The 15,604-nt window shown below is 67.1% G+C and carries 17 protein-coding genes; 11 read left to right on the plus strand and 6 right to left on the minus strand.

What is annotated here, in order from left to right; all coding sequences use genetic code 11:
* Window positions 1-8 precede the first annotated feature (8 nt).
* Window positions 9-725 carry a septal ring lytic transglycosylase RlpA family protein gene (locus DTPSY_RS18625; protein ID WP_012655617.1) on the plus strand — a complete coding sequence of 239 codons (717 nt, stop codon included), beginning with the start codon at window positions 9-11 and terminating at the stop codon, window positions 723-725.
* A 44-nt stretch (window positions 726-769) separates the two neighbouring features.
* Here the strand turns inward: DTPSY_RS18625 and DTPSY_RS02980 are convergent, their stop codons facing one another.
* Complete coding sequence (locus DTPSY_RS02980; RefSeq protein WP_012655618.1) at window positions 770-1,660, minus strand: 23S rRNA (adenine(2030)-N(6))-methyltransferase RlmJ; 891 nt, start codon at window positions 1,658-1,660, stop codon at window positions 770-772.
* Between the two features lie 215 nt (window positions 1,661-1,875).
* Between DTPSY_RS02980 and DTPSY_RS02985 the strand changes: the two genes are divergently transcribed.
* The 6 genes from DTPSY_RS02985 to erpA all read left to right on the plus strand — a co-directional run bounded on the left by DTPSY_RS02985 (window position 1,876) and on the right by erpA (window position 6,493).
* Window positions 1,876-3,762: a serine/threonine protein kinase gene (locus DTPSY_RS02985; RefSeq protein ID WP_012655619.1), complete on the plus strand. Its 1,887-nt coding sequence runs from the start codon at window positions 1,876-1,878 to the stop codon at window positions 3,760-3,762.
* A 154-nt stretch (window positions 3,763-3,916) separates the two neighbouring features.
* Complete coding sequence (gene rplM, locus DTPSY_RS02990) at window positions 3,917-4,345, plus strand: 50S ribosomal protein L13 (protein WP_011804079.1); 429 nt, start codon at window positions 3,917-3,919, stop codon at window positions 4,343-4,345.
* A 10-nt stretch (window positions 4,346-4,355) separates the two neighbouring features.
* Window positions 4,356-4,748, plus strand: a complete 393-nt coding sequence (gene rpsI, locus DTPSY_RS02995; protein WP_011804080.1) for a 30S ribosomal protein S9 — start codon at window positions 4,356-4,358, stop codon at window positions 4,746-4,748.
* A 140-nt stretch (window positions 4,749-4,888) separates the two neighbouring features.
* The gene (locus DTPSY_RS03000) at window positions 4,889-5,605 is read left to right on the plus strand and encodes a DUF6776 family protein (RefSeq protein WP_012655620.1); all 717 of its coding nucleotides are present in this window, start codon (window positions 4,889-4,891) and stop codon (window positions 5,603-5,605) included.
* A gap of 54 nt (window positions 5,606-5,659) precedes the next feature.
* Window positions 5,660-6,058, plus strand: a complete 399-nt coding sequence (locus tag DTPSY_RS03005) for a bactofilin family protein (RefSeq protein ID WP_011804081.1) — start codon at window positions 5,660-5,662, stop codon at window positions 6,056-6,058.
* A 60-nt stretch (window positions 6,059-6,118) separates the two neighbouring features.
* A complete protein-coding gene (gene erpA / locus DTPSY_RS03010) occupies window positions 6,119-6,493 on the plus strand; it encodes an iron-sulfur cluster insertion protein ErpA (protein WP_011804082.1) in 375 nt (124 codons plus the stop codon).
* A gap of 62 nt (window positions 6,494-6,555) precedes the next feature.
* On the opposite strand, the gene DTPSY_RS03015 is transcribed toward erpA, so the two are convergent.
* On the minus strand, window positions 6,556-7,677 hold the full coding sequence (locus tag DTPSY_RS03015; protein ID WP_012655621.1) for an anhydro-N-acetylmuramic acid kinase: 1,122 nt from the start codon (window positions 7,675-7,677) through the stop codon (window positions 6,556-6,558).
* Between the two features lie 12 nt (window positions 7,678-7,689).
* Window positions 7,690-9,054: a M23 family metallopeptidase gene (locus tag DTPSY_RS03020; RefSeq protein ID WP_012655622.1), complete on the minus strand. Its 1,365-nt coding sequence runs from the start codon at window positions 9,052-9,054 to the stop codon at window positions 7,690-7,692.
* A 193-nt stretch (window positions 9,055-9,247) separates the two neighbouring features.
* Between DTPSY_RS03020 and tyrS the strand changes: the two genes are divergently transcribed.
* Window positions 9,248-10,480, plus strand: a complete 1,233-nt coding sequence (gene tyrS, locus DTPSY_RS03025) for a tyrosine--tRNA ligase (RefSeq protein WP_012655623.1) — start codon at window positions 9,248-9,250, stop codon at window positions 10,478-10,480.
* 70 nt (window positions 10,481-10,550) lie between these two features.
* On the opposite strand, the gene DTPSY_RS03030 is transcribed toward tyrS, so the two are convergent.
* Together DTPSY_RS03030 and DTPSY_RS03035 are read right to left on the minus strand one after the other, a co-directional pair.
* Window positions 10,551-10,970 (minus strand): bacteriohemerythrin, encoded by a 420-nt coding sequence (locus DTPSY_RS03030; protein WP_238526564.1) that lies wholly within the window; start codon window positions 10,968-10,970, stop codon window positions 10,551-10,553.
* 260 nt (window positions 10,971-11,230) lie between these two features.
* A complete protein-coding gene (locus DTPSY_RS03035; protein ID WP_012655625.1) occupies window positions 11,231-12,241 on the minus strand; it encodes a LysR substrate-binding domain-containing protein in 1,011 nt (336 codons plus the stop codon).
* 223 nt (window positions 12,242-12,464) lie between these two features.
* Here DTPSY_RS03035 and DTPSY_RS03040 point away from each other — a divergent pair, with 223 nt between their 5' ends.
* From DTPSY_RS03040 to DTPSY_RS03050, 3 genes are all read left to right on the plus strand, one after another.
* Window positions 12,465-12,833, plus strand: a complete 369-nt coding sequence (locus tag DTPSY_RS03040; protein WP_238526565.1) for a DUF2917 domain-containing protein — start codon at window positions 12,465-12,467, stop codon at window positions 12,831-12,833.
* Between the two features lie 191 nt (window positions 12,834-13,024).
* The gene (gene glmU / locus DTPSY_RS03045) at window positions 13,025-14,455 is read left to right on the plus strand and encodes a bifunctional UDP-N-acetylglucosamine diphosphorylase/glucosamine-1-phosphate N-acetyltransferase GlmU (RefSeq protein ID WP_012655627.1); all 1,431 of its coding nucleotides are present in this window, start codon (window positions 13,025-13,027) and stop codon (window positions 14,453-14,455) included.
* Between the two features lie 4 nt (window positions 14,456-14,459).
* Entirely contained in the window at window positions 14,460-15,230 is a 771-nt protein-coding gene (locus DTPSY_RS03050; protein WP_012655628.1) for a sensor histidine kinase, read from the plus strand.
* Window positions 15,231-15,261: 31 nt separating this feature from the next.
* Here the strand turns inward: DTPSY_RS03050 and DTPSY_RS03055 are convergent, their stop codons facing one another.
* Entirely contained in the window at window positions 15,262-15,603 is a 342-nt protein-coding gene (locus tag DTPSY_RS03055; protein WP_011804091.1) for a chaperone modulator CbpM, read from the minus strand.
* Window position 15,604 lies beyond the last annotated feature (1 nt).

The following is a 15,604-nucleotide window of genomic DNA, read 5'->3' on the forward strand; positions in this document are numbered from 1 at the left end:
CCGGCCGCATGGGACGGTGGTTGGCCGGCGTGCTGTTGGCGGCCGTGCTGGCGGGTTGCGCGGCGCCACCCGCCGATGCGCCCCCTGTGGTAGCACCTGGCCCGACGCAGGCGCTGCCGGGACCGGCGGGCGCGCAGGCGGACAGCCCACCCGACTCCGGCGTATCGGCCCCGCCGCGGGCCCGCAAGGAGGGCAGGGTGCGCTCGGCACCGTCTTCTCCGCGTGAAGCCGATACCGCCATCGAGCGCGGCCGCGAAGACGAGGAAGAAAGCGGCGTGCTGCTCGGGCGCGGGCTGGCCTCCTGGTACGGCGGCAGCCTGCATGGCCGGCGCACGGCCAGCGGCGAGCGTTTTGACCGTGGGGAACTCACCGCCGCGCACCGCACGCTGCCTTTCGGGGCGCGGGTGTGCGTGCGCAGCCTGGTCAACGGCAAGGTGGTGGTGGTGCGCGTCAATGATCGCGGACCGTTCGCGCCAGGCCGGGTCATCGATCTGAGCCAGGCCGCGGCGCAGGAACTGGGCATGGTGGGCCTGGGCATCAAGCCCGTGGAGATCTGGCACATGGGGCCGGACGACGACAGCTGCCCCGAAGATCTGCCAGAACTGGACCCGTCGTCCACGCCCGCAGCCTCGCCGGCCGTAGCTCCAGCGGGCGCCGCGCAAGCGCGCACAAATCAGGGCGCAGCGCGCACTACTCCCCGCAAGAGCCGGGCCCGGCGGCGCTAAACCACGGCGTCCCAGGGATCGTGCGGGCGCCGCTGGCCGGGGGCTTAACCCACCTCCAGCGTGTGGGACGCGTTGCGGTCCTGGGCCAGCAATTGCGCCATCTGCGGCAACGCCTCGCGCAGCACGCCCTGCAGCGTGAAGGGAGGGTTGACCACAAACATGCCGCTGGCCGGCAGGCCGGGCCGGCGCGCGCCTTCGCCGGCTGCAGGGGAGGCCAGTTTGCTGGATTTCACGGTCAGCGTCGCATGCAGCCAGGGCTTGCCCGCCTTCTGGGCCAGCGTCTTGAGCCGGCGCGGGAGATCGTGCGCCTCCGCCCGCGGAATGATGGGGTACCAGACGGCATACACGCCGGTCGCAAAGCGCTTCAGCGCATCTTGCAGCAGCGCCTGCACGCGCAGGTAGTCGCTCTTGATTTCATAGCTGGGATCGCACAGTACAAGGGCGCGGCGGGCCGGTGGGGGGATGAACTTCTTGACGCCCTCAAAACCGTCCTCCTGCAGCACGGCCACCTGCCTGCCTGCTTCAAGCTGGGCTATGTTGCCTGCGAGGGAGCGGGCGTCGGTGGGGTGCAGCTCGAACAGTTTGAGCTTGTCCTGGGCGCGCAAGAGGCGCTGCGTGATGAAGGGCGAGCCGGGGTAGACGCGCGTGGCATCGCCCTGGTTGAAGGCGCGCACCATGTCCACGTAGTCCTGCAGCGCGGGTGCCAGGGCGGGAGGAGCCGCTGGCGGCACGAGGCGCAGGATGCCGTCCGCGGATTCGGCGCTGGTGGAGGCATAGTCTCCGTCCAGCCGGTATAGGCCCGCGCCGGCGTGGGTGTCCAGAACGGTCAGGGCCGCGTCTTTCTGTAGAAGGTGTTGCAAGGTGGCAATGAGCACCGTGTGCTTGAGCACATCGGCGTGGTTGCCTGCGTGGAAGGCGTGGCGGTAACTGAACATGCACCCAATGGTAACCAGCGCCATCGCGGGCACAATGCGGGTCCGCCTGGTACGGGAAGTGATGTTTTTGGCAGACAGGATGCGCTTTGTTGCGCGTCGGCCTGGCTGCCTGGCGCATCATGGCGTCCGCTGCGGCGTGCCGCGGCGCTTCCTCCGCTTCCTCGTTAGACTTCGCTGCCCTCGCTGATCCGCATCCCTTGTCCGCAACGCCCTCCATGTCTTCGCTCCCCCCCCGCTTCACGCCCGCCAGCGTCGCGCACCACGTCGACGCCCTCCCGGCGGGCACCCGGTTGGGAGAGTTCGAGATCGTGGCGCTGCTGGGCGTGGGTGGCTTCGGCATGGTGTACCAGGCGTTCGACCATTCCCTGCTGCGTTTCGTCGCGATCAAGGAATACATGCCTGCCGCCTTGGCGGGCCGCGCGGACGGGCATTCGCTCTGGGTGCGTTCCTCGTCGGACGAGCAGTCTTTCCAGGCGGGCCTGGCCTCGTTCGTGGACGAGGCGCGCCTGCTGGCGCAGTTCGACCATCCCTCGCTGGTGAAGGTCTTCCGGTTCTGGGAAGCCAATCACACGGCCTACATGGTCATGCCCCTGTACAGCGGCTTGACCCTCAAGCAGGCGCGTGCGCACATGCGCACGCCGCCCCCCGAGGAATGGCTGCGCAAGGTGTTGTGGTCGGTCACCAGCGCGTTGCGGGTGCTGCACGAAGGACAGACGCTGCACCGCGACATCTCGCCGGACAACATCTTCCTGCAGGACCATGGCCCACCAGTGCTGCTGGACCTCGGCGCCGCGCGGCATGCGATCAGCGACCGGGACCAGAAGCACACGGCCGTGCTCAAAGTCAACTACGCGCCCATAGAGCAGTACACGGACGCGGCATCGCACCTGCACCAAGGGCCGTGGAGCGACCTGTATTCGCTGGGCGCCGTCGTGCATGGCTGCCTGTGCAACGACACGCCGCTGCCCGCTACTCTGCGTGCCATACGTGACCGCATGGTGTCGTTCTCCCGCGTAGCACGCACGGTGCGCAAGCAGTTCGGCGTGGAATACTCGCGTCCGTTCGTCGATGCGGTGTCGCAATGCCTGGCGCTGCAGCCGCAAGACCGTCCGCAATCGATCGACGCGTTCCTGCAGACGATGGGCATGACGGCGGCGCCCGCGGGACTGGACGGGTTCGACTTCCGTGCCGAACTGGGCTCCATCTGGGTGGAGCCCTCGAGCAAGGATGCGCAGGGCGTGGCAGTCCCGATGATCGACCTCACGGCGATGTCGCAGCCGCAGGATTCCCGGCCGCAGACCGCCACCGTTGTGGCGGCGCCGGCTAGCGCGCCTTCAGACCTCATGGTGTCACCCGTGGAGCCTGCGACCGTGTTTGCGGAAACCGTTGCCGATGCGGGCGACACGCAGGCCTTCGCAGATACGCGCGAGATGCCGCAACATGACGCGCCGACCGGTTCACGCCACCCGACGCACGCGCGCACACCCCGCCCCCAGAAGGCTGCACGCCATGCATCAGCCCCCCGTGTTGCCACAGCAGGCCATGGCGGACGGGCGCGGCTGGTGTGGGGTATGGCTGCCTCTCTGGCGCTGCTGGTCATCGCCAGCAGTCCGTGGTGGGGAGGCCGGGAGAACGCGCCGCGGTATACACCCGAAAACGAGATCATCACGGAACTTGCGTCACCAGCGCCAGCACCGGAGCCGGCAGAGGTGGTGATGGTGTCGCATGAGGCGGCGGACCCCGCGTCGGCGCCAATGGCAGTGCAGCAAGAGGCTGCGTCGGTGGCTGAGGCCCGGCCTGCGGTCGTTTCCAAACCCCGGCTTGTGCGCAAGGCTGCCGAGGCGACCGCGCCTGCCCCAGCGCCCGCCCCTGTGGTTCCGGCTCCGGAGCCAGCGCCGCCTCCCCCTGCGCCGTCACGCCCTGCGGTGCCCGCAAGGGTGCCCGGGCCTGACGAGGCCTGCGAGGCATCCAGTTTCTTTGCACGCCCCTTGTGCATTCACGAGCAATGCCAGAAGCCGGGGCTGGCCAACCATCCCGTTTGCGTGGAAAACCGCCGCCGGCAGGAAGCCGAGGAGCGCAGGCGACAGCTTTACTCGCAGTAGAGCACTGCGCAGCGGTCGATTTTGTATAATGGCCGGCTTCGCAGCGATTTTTAGGTCCCGCGGCGAAGCGCGACATCCCACCTAAGAGGCTTTCATCAGAAAAGCACCGACCGTGGAAAAGGACCGCCAAACCACCTCTAGAAAAGAGAAACTCATGTCCACATTCAGCGCAAAGCCCGCTGAGGTCGTGCACGAGTGGTTTGTGATTGACGCCACCGACAAGGTGCTCGGCCGGGTAGCCAGCGAAGTTGCCCTCCGTCTGCGCGGCAAACACAAAGCCATTTACACGCCTCACGTTGATACCGGCGACTACATCGTCATCATCAACGCCTCCAAGCTCAAGGTCACCGGCACCAAGTCCCTGGACAAGGTGTACTACCGCCATTCGGGTTATCCCGGCGGCATCACGGCCACGAACTTCCGCGATCTGCAAGCCAAGCACCCCGGCCGCGCGCTGGAAAAGGCCGTCAAGGGCATGCTGCCCAAGGGCCCGCTCGGCTACGCCATGATCAAGAAGCTCAAGGTGTACGGCGGCGCGGAACATCCGCACACCGCTCAGCAGCCTAAAGCGCTGGAAATCTAAGGAGCCTTGAATGATTGGTGAATGGAACAATGGCACCGGCCGTCGCAAGTCCAGCGTCGCCCGCGTGTTTCTGAAGAAGGGTTCCGGCAAGATCACTGTGAATGGCAAAGACATTCAACAGTACTTCGGCCGCGAAACCTCGATCATGATTGCCAAGCAACCCCTGGCGTTGACCAACCATGTCGAAACCTTCGACATCCAGATCAACGTGCACGGCGGTGGTGAATCCGGCCAGGCTGGCGCTGCCCGCCACGGCATCACCCGCGCTCTGATCGACTACGACGCGACGCTGAAGCCCGCACTGAGCCAAGCCGGCTTCGTGACGCGTGATGCCCGTGAAGTTGAACGTAAGAAGGTCGGCCTGCACTCCGCACGCCGCGCCAAGCAGTTCTCGAAGCGCTAAGCCTCGGCCACTGCCTTGCGTTATGCTGCAGCGCCCCTCGGCGTGCTGCAGACTGCAGAAACCGCCCTTCGGGGCGGTTTTTTGTTTTTGGGCGTTGCCGCGGGCGGCGACCATCCCACTGAAAGAAACGTGCACTGCCCATGCGTTACCGACTGCTGCGCCGCCGCCTCACGATCTCCGCTCCGCGCGTCACCGTGCGCAGCGCGCTTCCGTGGCCGCTGCGCTGGGCGGCCGTGGCCATCGTCCTGGGCCTGTGCGCGGCCATGACGCTGTGGGCCTTCGACCTGGGCAAACGGATCGCCGGGCTGGACGCGGGCAGCCGGGAGGAATTGCAGCGCCTTCGTGCAGAGGTGTCGCAGTTGCGCGAGCACAACCGTCTCCAGCACGAAAAGCAGGAAGCCGCGGGCAGCCTGCGCATAGCCGAGCAGGCGGCCATGGATCGCCTGCTGGAGCAACTGCGGCAACTCGAAGCCGACAACCGTAGCCTGCGGGAGGACCTGGGCTTCTTCGAGAAGCTGACCCCCACCGGCAAGCCTGGCAACCTGACCATCCGCGGGCTGCACGCCGAGACTTTGGAGGGAGGTGGGCAGTTGCGCTGGCAGGTGCTGGCCATGCAGCCCATGCGCAATGCGCCGGAATTCAAGGGCCGGCTGGAACTGCTGCTGGCGGGCACGCTGAACGGGGCGGAGTGGTCCTCCACGTCTCCAGCGGTCATCCAGCCGCTTCAGTTCCGGCAGTACCGGCGGGTTCAGGGCGTGGCGGCCCTGCCGCCGGGCGCCATGGTAAAAACCGTGACCGCGCGCTTGATGGATGGAACCTCGTTGCGCGCCGCCCAGACTTTTTCACTGGAGCCATAGGGCCCGGCTGCGGACCCGCATGGCAATGACTACTACACCCCGAGGGAATACCACATGTTTTCGCGCAAGAAGCCACCCCCGATCAAGAGCCTGATTGCGCAAGGAACGCGCGTGCAGGGCGATGTGCTGTTCGCGGACGGATTGCGGGTGGATGGCGAAGTGATCGGCGACCTGCGGTCTTCGGCTGAACCCAGCATTGTGGTGGTGTCCGAATCGGCAAAGGTGGAAGGTGCGGTGCATGCCGCCCATGTCATCGTCAACGGAACGGTGGAGGGGCCCGTACATGCCACGGAGCTGCTGGAGGTTCAGCCCAAGGCGCGGATCACCGGTAACGTGCATTACAAGGCCCTTGAAATGCACCAGGGCGCGGTGATTGCCGGGCAGCTCTGCCCGGCCGCGCCGCTGCTGCTGGAAGAAAAGCCCACACTGAAACTGGCGTCAAACGCACAGTGAACGGAGCGCTGGGGGGCTATGCCTTACCATCGAAACAAAGACTGACCCAAGGAGCCCTTCATGAGCGCCGTTGCCGAGAACACCACGACCGAGATGCCCGCCCCCATCCTTTTCACCGACAGCGCCGCCGCCAAGGTGGCCGAGCTGATTGCCGAAGAAGGCAATCCTGACCTCAAGCTGCGGGTCTTCGTGCAGGGCGGGGGATGCTCGGGCTTCCAGTATGGTTTCACATTTGATGAAATCACGAACGAAGACGACACCACCATGACCAAGAACGGTGTGTCACTGCTCATCGATGCCATGAGCTACCAATACTTGGTGGGTGCAGAGATCGACTACAAGGAAGACCTGCAGGGTGCGCAGTTCGTCATCAAGAACCCGAATGCCGCTTCGACATGCGGCTGCGGCTCCAGCTTCTCCGTGGAAGACCACTGACGCACAGCCCATGAGAATCCGCCGCCTACGGGCGGCTTTTTTATGGCTGCGTGGCAGGTTGCTCAGGCGGGGTAGATGGCGCCGAGGATGCGCTCCCCGCGGGCGCCCGTGACCGCGGGCAAGCTGGCTGTCTGGCCGTTGACGCATTGATGCGCCAGCCACGCGAAGGCAGCCGCTTCGACCTGCAGGGGAGGCAGCCCGTGGTGATCCGAGCTTTCGACGCGAACCGTCGGCGCCAATTGCTGTAGGCGCTCCATCAGATAGCGGTTCAGTGCCCCGCCGCCGCAGACGATCAACAGCCCGCAGTCCCGTGCGTGCCGTGACAGCGCCTGGACGCACGTAAGGGCCGTGTACTCAGCAAGGGTGGCCTGGACATCCTGGGGCGCGGTGCCCACGGCGCTGGCCGCAAGGCGTGTGGCCAGCCATTGCGGATGGAACAGGTCACGCCCTGTGCTCTTGGGGGGCGCAAGGGCGAGGAATGGCTCGTCCAGCATCGCCTCCAGCAGGGCGGGCAGGACATGGCCGCTGCGTGCCCAGGCGCCTTCGTGGTCGTAGGGCTGCCCCGTATGCCGCTCGCACCAGTGATCCATAAGGGCGTTGGCCGGGCCGCAGTCAAACCCCACGGTGGTCCCGTCGGCCCGCAGGATACTCAGGTTGGAAATGCCCCCCAGGTTCAGCACCGCCACGGTGCGTCCGGCTTGGCCGAACACGCCGCGGTGGAAGGCGGGCACCAGCGGCGCGCCCTGGCCGCCCGCCGCCACGTCCCGGCTGCGGAAGTCGGCCACGACGGTAATGCCGGTGATTTCGGCCAGCAAGGCGGGCTGGTTGAGTTGCAGCGTGTAGCCCGTGCCATCGAACGCCTGCGGCCGGTGGCGCACCGTCTGCCCATGCGCGCCCAGGGCCTGCACCGCGGTCGCCGTGAGGCCCGCTTGGTCCAGCAGACGGTGGACTACCTTCGCATAGGTACGCGCCAGCGCATTCGCGGCGAGCGCCGCGCGGTGCAGTTCGTCGTGGCCGGTGCTGTTGAGAGCGAGGAGTTCTGCTCTTAAATCAGGAGCTAGTGGCGCTGATGCATGCTGGGCTACAGCGCATTTTTGGCCTGAAAAATGCGCGAGCACACCATCCACGCCGTCCAGCGACGTGCCCGACATCAGCCCGATGAACCACCGTGGCGGCGTATCCATGGGCGAAGGGCGTTACTCGGCGCTGGCTTGCAGGATCTGTGCGGCGGAGGACAGCTGCACGCGCATGTTGCCGGCCAGGCGGTCGAATGCCGGACGTGCGGCGGCCGAGACCGGCTGGGCTGCCTCGCTCTGGCGCGCAATAACCATCGGGTCCTTGTGCTCGCCCGCGACGCGGAATTCGAAGTGCAGGTGCGGGCCCGTGGCCCAGCCGGTGGAGCCCACGGCGCCAATCTTCTGGCCCTGCTCTACGCTTTCGCCCTTGCGCACGTCGATGCGGCTCAGGTGCGCGTAGACGGTGACGTGCTGGTTGCGGTGCTTGATGTACACCACGTTGCCGTAGCCGTTCTGCACGCCGGCGAAATCCACCACGCCGTCGCCTACCGTGCGTACGGAAGTACCGGTCGGCGCCGCGAAATCGGTACCCAGGTGCGCGCGCCAGGTCTTGTGAATGGGGTGGAACCGCATCGCAAAGCCGCTGGAGACGCGGGAGAACTCGACCGGCGACGACAGGTAGGCGCGGCGCATGCTCTCGCCGTCCAGTGTGTAGTACGAGCCCTTGGTGGCTCCCGGCTCCTGGAACCAGACGGCGCTGTGGGTCTTGTCGCCATTGTGGAACTCGGCGCTCAGCACGCGGCCGCTGCGCAGGGGCTCGCCATCTGCCTCCAGGGTTTCATACACCACCGAGAAGCGGTCTTCCTTGCGCAGGGCGCGCCGGAAATCGATGTCACCGGAGAACACCTCTGCCAGCTGCACGGCGACGGCGTCGGGAATGTTGGCGGCATCCGTTGCCGCAAACAGCGAACTGCGGATGATGCCGCCCGCCAGGCGGCTGCCCACCGTCAGCGGCGCCGTCTCGATGCGCGAGGCGAAGCTGCCGTCCTGCTGGCGCTCGACCACCAGGCGCTTGAAGCTCCCGCTGTCGTCGGGGGCCCAGCGCGCCGTCAGGCGGGTGAGGCGGTGATCGTCGGTCGTCTCGGCGGACATAGAGCGGCCGGTGCGTCCCAGCAGGTTCTGCCGCACGTTGGCGTCACTGCGCAGGAAGGCCGAAGCCGCGGGGTCTGCCACGCCCAGGCGCTGCAGGATGCTCTCGGCGGTATCGGCGCTGCGGGTGACGTCGGAGCGGTACAGCGCGTACTGCGGGATGTCCACCAGCGACGACAGCGGCTCGTTTGCCGCCAGCGACTGCACGGCCTGGGTGACGGTGCGCACGGGCAGGTCGGCCGGGTCGGGCGCGAACGAAGCCACTGCGAAGGCACCGCCGCCGCCGGTGAGCAGCAGGGTGGCCACGGCGGCGGTGATGCGTTTTGGATGTTTCTGAGCGGACTGCTTCAGTTGGTTGAGCAATACCAGGCAGGCGGTCGTCAAGCCGTTGTTCAAGAGTCTTACCCCAGGCGTCTGTGTGCTTCCAGGCCCCGGGCCAGGGGTCTTAAAGGGCGGGAGGCACTGTCAATGTCGTAGTGCTGTGGAAGGGAGCGAACGCCGGGCGTACGGGTGGCCCACTAGAATCCACGGCTGGAAAGTGCCCGGAAGTATAGTCGTTGGGGCCCTGGCGGCACCCCAAAAAACCCTTATGAATCAATCTGCTGTTACAACATTCCCGGTGACCGATGGTGTAGGACGGGCGCTTGAAGTCTCCCTGCGCGGGGTCGACGAGCTTCTGCCCCAAGAAGAATGGACCCAGAAACTTGCGCGTTCGGAGGCCACGGGCCAGCCGCTGCGCATCAAGCTCGGGCTGGACCCCACGGCGCCGGACATCCACCTGGGCCATACGGTGGTGCTCAACAAGATGCGCCAATTGCAGGACCTGGGCCACCAGGTCATCTTCCTGATCGGCGACTTCACCACGCTGATCGGCGACCCATCGGGCCGCAACAGCACGCGCCCGCCGCTGACGGCCGAGCAGATCAAGGTCAACGCCGAAACCTACTACACCCAGGCGGCCAAGGTGCTGGACCCTGCACGCACCGAGATCCGCTACAACAGCGAGTGGTGCGACCAGTTGGGTGCGCGCGGCATGATTCAGCTGTCGGCCAAGTACACGGTGGCACGCATGATGGAGCGCAACGATTTCCACCAGCGCTTCACCGACGGCAGCTCCATCAGCCTGCACGAGTTCCTCTACCCGCTACTGCAGGGCTATGACTCGGTAGCGCTCAGGAGCGACCTGGAGCTGGGCGGCACTGATCAGAAGTTCAACCTGCTCATGGGACGCCATCTGCAGCAAGAATGGGGGCAGGAGCCGCAGTGTGTGCTCACCATGCCGCTGCTGGTGGGGCTGGATGGCGTGGACAAGATGTCCAAGTCCAAGAACAACTACATCGGCATCACGGAGGACGCCAACTCCATGTTCGCCAAGGTGCTCTCCATTTCGGACACCCTGATGTGGGACTGGTACACGCTGCTGTCGTTCAAGAGCCTGGGCGAAATCGCTGCGCTCAAGGCCGAGGTGGCGGCAGGCCGCAATCCCAAGGATGCCAAGGTGATGCTGGCCAAGGAGATCACCGCGCGCTTTCACAGCGCCGCGCTGGCCGACGCGGCCGAGCAGGATTTCGTCAACCGCAGCAAGGGCGGCATCCCCGACGACATTCCCGAAGTCCGCCTGGCGGGCGCGCCCCTGGGCATCGGTGCGCTGCTCAAGCAGGCCAACCTTGCGCCCTCGACCAGCGAGGCCAACCGCCTCATCGACGGCGGCGGCGTGCGCGTGGACGGCGTCGTGGTCAGCGACAAGGGCCTGAAGCTGGAAGCGGGCAGCTACGTGGTGCAGGTCGGCAAGCGCAAGTTCGCGCGCGTCACCTTGGCCTGACGCCCGGCGGGGCGCGACCGCGTTCCCGCTTTGCCAAGCCACTCCGCGCAGTGGCTTTTTTCATGCCCTTTCAGGCCAGGGCGGCGGTGCGTTGCGCCTGCAGCGCCTCGCGCATGAAAGGCAGGTAGGCGCGGTCCACCTTGCAGATGTGGTGCACCAGCCATTGCTTGAGGAATTCCAGCGCCTCCAGCGTGACCTCCTGCCCGCCGTCAAAGCGCGTCAGCAGATCCATGGCCTTGCGCGTGAAGCCGTCATGCTCGGCCTTATGGGCGGGAGTCTCGGCGTAGTCGTGCTGCTGGAACAGCACCTCCTCCACGATGAAGTGGTTGTGCGTGTAGTCCACCAGGCCTTCCAAAATTTCGCCCACGGCGCTGCGGCGCGGGCTCGCCGCGCTCAGTTCATCGTGCAGGGCGTTGGTCAGCGCGACCAGTTGACGGTGCTGGTCGTCGATTTCGGGCAGGCCAAGCTCCAGTTCCGCGGTCCAGGGCATGAAAGGCATACAGGGTCTTCTCTTTTGTCTATTGGTGTTGTCGGGGGCGGGGCATAGCCTGCCGACGGTCGCAGACCTTTGCGTGACAACCCATAGGGGAAGACCATGCCATTCGCATGGATTTACATGGGCCTTGATCTTCGTCAGACGAAGCACCCGGCTGCGTGAGTGGTTTGCCACGCATTCCTGAGCAAAAAAAGCCAAGCGCGCCCGCCCATCGCGCGCTAAGCGCTATAAATAGAGGAGCGATCGTGCCGCGCTCAGGAGATGTCGTCGATCAGGTCCGTGTCCGGCACTTCGCCGACGGCTTGGCGCGTGGCTTCGGCCTGCAGCAGCAGCCAGGCGCTGAATGCCTGGATTTCGGGGCGCTGGCCGCTGCGCGGGCCAACGACCAGCCAGTACACCAGCGGAGAGTCCAGCCGGTGGCCCGGCAGCACCTCCTGCAGGTCGCCCGAGGCGAGGCTTTCCGCGATCAGCGGCATGCGCGCCAGCGCCAGACCCTGTCCGGCCAGCGCGGCCTGCACGATCTGCTGCGCGTAGTTGAAGTACAGCCAGCGCTTGGGCTGCAGCCGCCCCAGGGCGTGCAGTTCGAACCAGCGCCGCCAGGTGATCCACTCGAAATAGGGCATGCGGTGCGCGTCGCCTGCTTCGATGAGCGTGAACTGCGCCACGTCGGCCGGCGTGCGGATGGGCGGCATGCTGTTGAGGAGCCAGGGGCTGGCGACCACCGCCAGTTGCTCGCCAAACAGCCGCTGCGCGCCCGCAGCCTGCGTGCCGGGCACGCTGGAGCGCAGGGCCAGGTCCACGTCGGCCGTCTCCAGGTCCACGATGGTGTCGGTTGCGTCGATGCGGATGTCGATGTCGGGGTTGTCGCGCTGGAATTCCTCCATGCGCGGGATCAGCCACATGGACGCGAAGCTGGCCCAGGTGGTGATGGCCACGCTCTTGCGCCCCGCCGTCTGGCGCACCAGGCGCACGGCCGCGTCCATGCGCTCCAGCGCGGGCGCCACGGCGCGCTGCAGCTGGCCGCCGGCGCTGGTGAGCTCCACGGCGCGTGTGTGGCGCAGAAACAGGGGCACGCCCACTTCGTCCTCCAGCGCCTGGATCTGGCGGCTCACCGCCGACTGGGTCAGGGCCAGTTCCTCGGCCGCGGCGCGGAAGTTCAAATGCCGCGCCACGGCCAGAAATGCGCGCCAATGGCCTACGGCCACGGGCCGGGTGCGCAGATGCGCGATGGGAGGAGCGCTGGCGGGCAAGAGAGGGGAGTTCATGGCAGATTGATGACCATTAGGAATCAAAATGCTAGCGCTTTTTCATCGATCGCGCAGCAGGCTGCTCAGGCAGCGGGAGCACCGCTAGCGGTTGCCGTCCCCCGGGGCATGGGGTGATACGGTGATTGATGCCGTTCCGTAATCGATGAGGCCTTCCGTTTTCATTGGACGGTGCCCGGGTCGCAGTCGCACACTGACGTCACTTCAAAGGGTTTACCAGGAGATGACCGTGACCACCTCGCAAGTTCTGCATTCGCAAGCCTCCAGCGTTCCCGCCGGCGTTGCCGGACCGGAACTGTGCACCATTCCCCAGGGCGCGGCGCGCAGCCTGCACCCCCGCGCGCCGATGCAACTGCGCGTGGTCAGCGGCCTGGCCTGGGTGACCTTGAGCGACGGCCCCCATGGCTGGCGCGAGGATTCGGGGGACCTCATGCTGCACGCGGGCCAGAGCGTGTGCGTGGCCTCCGGCCAGCACGCCGTGGTCGAGCCGATGGGCCGCGAGCCGCTGCAGTTCCAGTGGCGCAGCGCCGCCGCGGTGCGCGCACCGTCACCGCAGCACGCCGCCCCCCGGGGCGATGTCTGCCGCGCCTGATCGTCCGGCTATCGCATCAAACTGGCTGCTAGCGCCCGAATGACGGGTGCTAGCAGCTATTTTTTTAGGAGCGATCAGAGGCGGTGGTGCAGCCGCGCCGCAGAGGGGCTGCGCATGGGCGGCGGGATAATGGCGGCGGGCTGCCGGCCTGGGCTGGCAGGACACGACGACCTTCCACTCTCCACACCTTCATGACAGCACTGGACATCATCATCATGGCCGCGGGCAAGGGCACGCGCATGAAAAGCCGCATTCCCAAGGTCTTGCAACGCCTGGCCGGCCGGCCCCTGCTGCACCATGTGCTGGGCCAGGCCGCCAGCCTGCAGGCGCGCCGCGTGGTGGTGGTAACGGGCCATGGCGCTACAGAAGTAGAAGCTGCTTGCGCAGGATTGGCGGGCGCTGGAGGCACTTTTGACTTGAAATTCGTGCGCCAGGAGCCGCAGTTGGGCACGGGCCACGCGGTGCAGCAGGCCACGCCCGCGCTGGCGGGCGATGGCACGGTGGTGGTGTTGTCGGGCGACGTGCCGTTGACCCAGGCCGCGACGCTGCGCGCGCTGGTCGAGGCCGGGGCGGGCGAGCGCCTTGCGCTGCTCACCGTGCGCCTGCCCAATCCCACAGGGTACGGCCGCATCGTGCGCGGCGAGGGCGGAACGGTGCAGCGCATCGTGGAGCACAAGGATGCAAACGATGCCGAGCGCGCCATCGACGAGGTCTACAGCGGCATCATGGCCGTGCCCGCGCAGCGCCTGGCGGGCTGGCTGGCGCGTCTGACCAACGACAACGCGCAGGGCGAGTACTACCTGACCGACATCGTGTCCATGGCTGTGGCGGACGGCGTGCCCGTGGCGGCCCACTGCATTGGCGATGCGCTGCAGGTGGCGGGCGTGAACAGCCCCGCGCAACTGGCCGAGCTGGAGCGCGCGCACCAGCGCGCCCAGGCCGCGGCACTCATGGAGCAGGGCGTTCGCCTGGCCGACCCCGCGCGCTTTGACCTGCGCGACGATGCGCGCAGCGGCGCGCGCGGCGAAATCCTCTGTGCGCAGGATGTGGAGATCGACGTGGGCTGCATCTTCACAGGCCGCGTGGAACTGGGCGAGGGTGCGCGCATCGGCGCCTATTGCCACATCAGCAACGCCACCATCGCCGCGGGCGCTGTGGTCCACCCCTTTACCCACATCGATGGCGAGAAGGCCGGCGCCCATGTGGGCGAAGGCGCACTGATTGGTCCCTTCGCGCGCCTGCGCCCCGGCGCGCAATTGGGGCGCGAGGTGCACATTGGCAACTTCGTGGAGGTGAAGAACAGCACGCTGGCCGACGGCGCCAAGGCCAACCACCTGGCCTACCTGGGCGACGCCAGCGTGGGCGAGCGCGTGAACTACGGCGCCGGCAGCATCACCGCCAATTACGACGGTGCCAACAAGCACCGCACGGTGATCGAGGCCGACGTGCACATCGGCAGCAACTGCGTGCTGGTGGCGCCCGTCACCATTGGGGCGGGCGGCACGGTGGGTGGCGGCTCCACCATCACCAAGGACACGCCACCCGGGGGGTTGAGCGTGGCGCGTGGCCGGCAGGTGAGCATCGCGAACTGGAAGCGCCCCGCCAAACAGGCCAAGGGTTGAGGCCATGACCGGCGAGGGCATTCCACCGGCGGACACGCTGGCGCAACTGCGCAGCGAACTGGCCCAGGCGCGCCAGCAGATCAGCGATATGGCGGCGGCGCAGGAGGACTTTCTACGGGGTGTGTCGCACGACCTGCGCGCGCCGCTGCGCCACGTCACCTCTTATGGCGCGCTGGTGCGCGAGGTACTACAGGAGCAGCCGCCGCAGGTGGACGAGGCGCTGGGTTTCCTGGCCACGATGGAGCAGTCCGCGCGCCGCATGGCGCAGATGATCGACGGGCTGCAGGCCATCGCCCGCGCACGCAGCGCTGCGCTGCGGCCCCGGGCCGTTGCGCTGACCGCGGCTGTGCAGGAGGCTCGGCAGGCTTTGGGTGCGGCGGCCGAAGGCGCGGCATGGAACATTGCGCCGGATCTGCCCGTCGTGCAGGCCGATCCCGAGCTGCTGGCCCAGTTGCTGGTGCAACTGCTGGGCAATGCGGTGAAGTTCTCGCGCGGCGTGGCGCAGCCCCGTGTGCAGGTGCAGGCTGAACCTGCGGCGCCGGGCGGTGTGCGCATCACCGTGCGGGACAACGGCGTGGGCTTTGATGGCACGCGCGCGCAGCAGCTCTTTGGCGTGTTCCAGCGCATGCACCGCGAAGCCGAATTCGAGGGCGTGGGCGCGGGTCTCGCGCTGTGCCAGGCGATCGCGCAGCGCCATGGCGCCCACATCCAGGCCACCGCGGTGCCCGGTGCGGGCTGCACGGTGGCGCTGGAGTGGCCGGCTGCGGCGCGGTAGCGGCCTGCGCTTGCCGCGCTTCCCGCCGCGCTCAAGGCATCGCCGCAGGCAGGCCCAGGCGCGTCTGCAGCTCGCGCAGGCGCTGGCGCAGCGCGGTCACTTCCTCGATCAGGTCTGCCGTCAGTGCGGCCAGCTCGGGGTCGGCGTCAAAAGTGGATTCCAGGCGTGCCAGCCGCCGCGCGCGCACCACACTTGCGCTGCTGAACCGCCAGTGCCCGCCTGCCTGCTCGCCTTGCAGCAAGCCGGCCTCCAGGCGCTCCACGACCCAGTCGGGGCCCATGCAGCAGGTGCGTGCCAGGTCTTCCAGCGTGAGGCGGGGCTGCTCGTCCAGCAGCTCGGCCAGGGCATGATCAACAAATGGGGGCGTGGGCATG

The organism is [Acidovorax] ebreus TPSY (assembly GCF_000022305.1).
Taxonomy (GTDB): Bacteria; Pseudomonadota; Gammaproteobacteria; order Burkholderiales; family Burkholderiaceae_C; genus Diaphorobacter; species Diaphorobacter nitroreducens.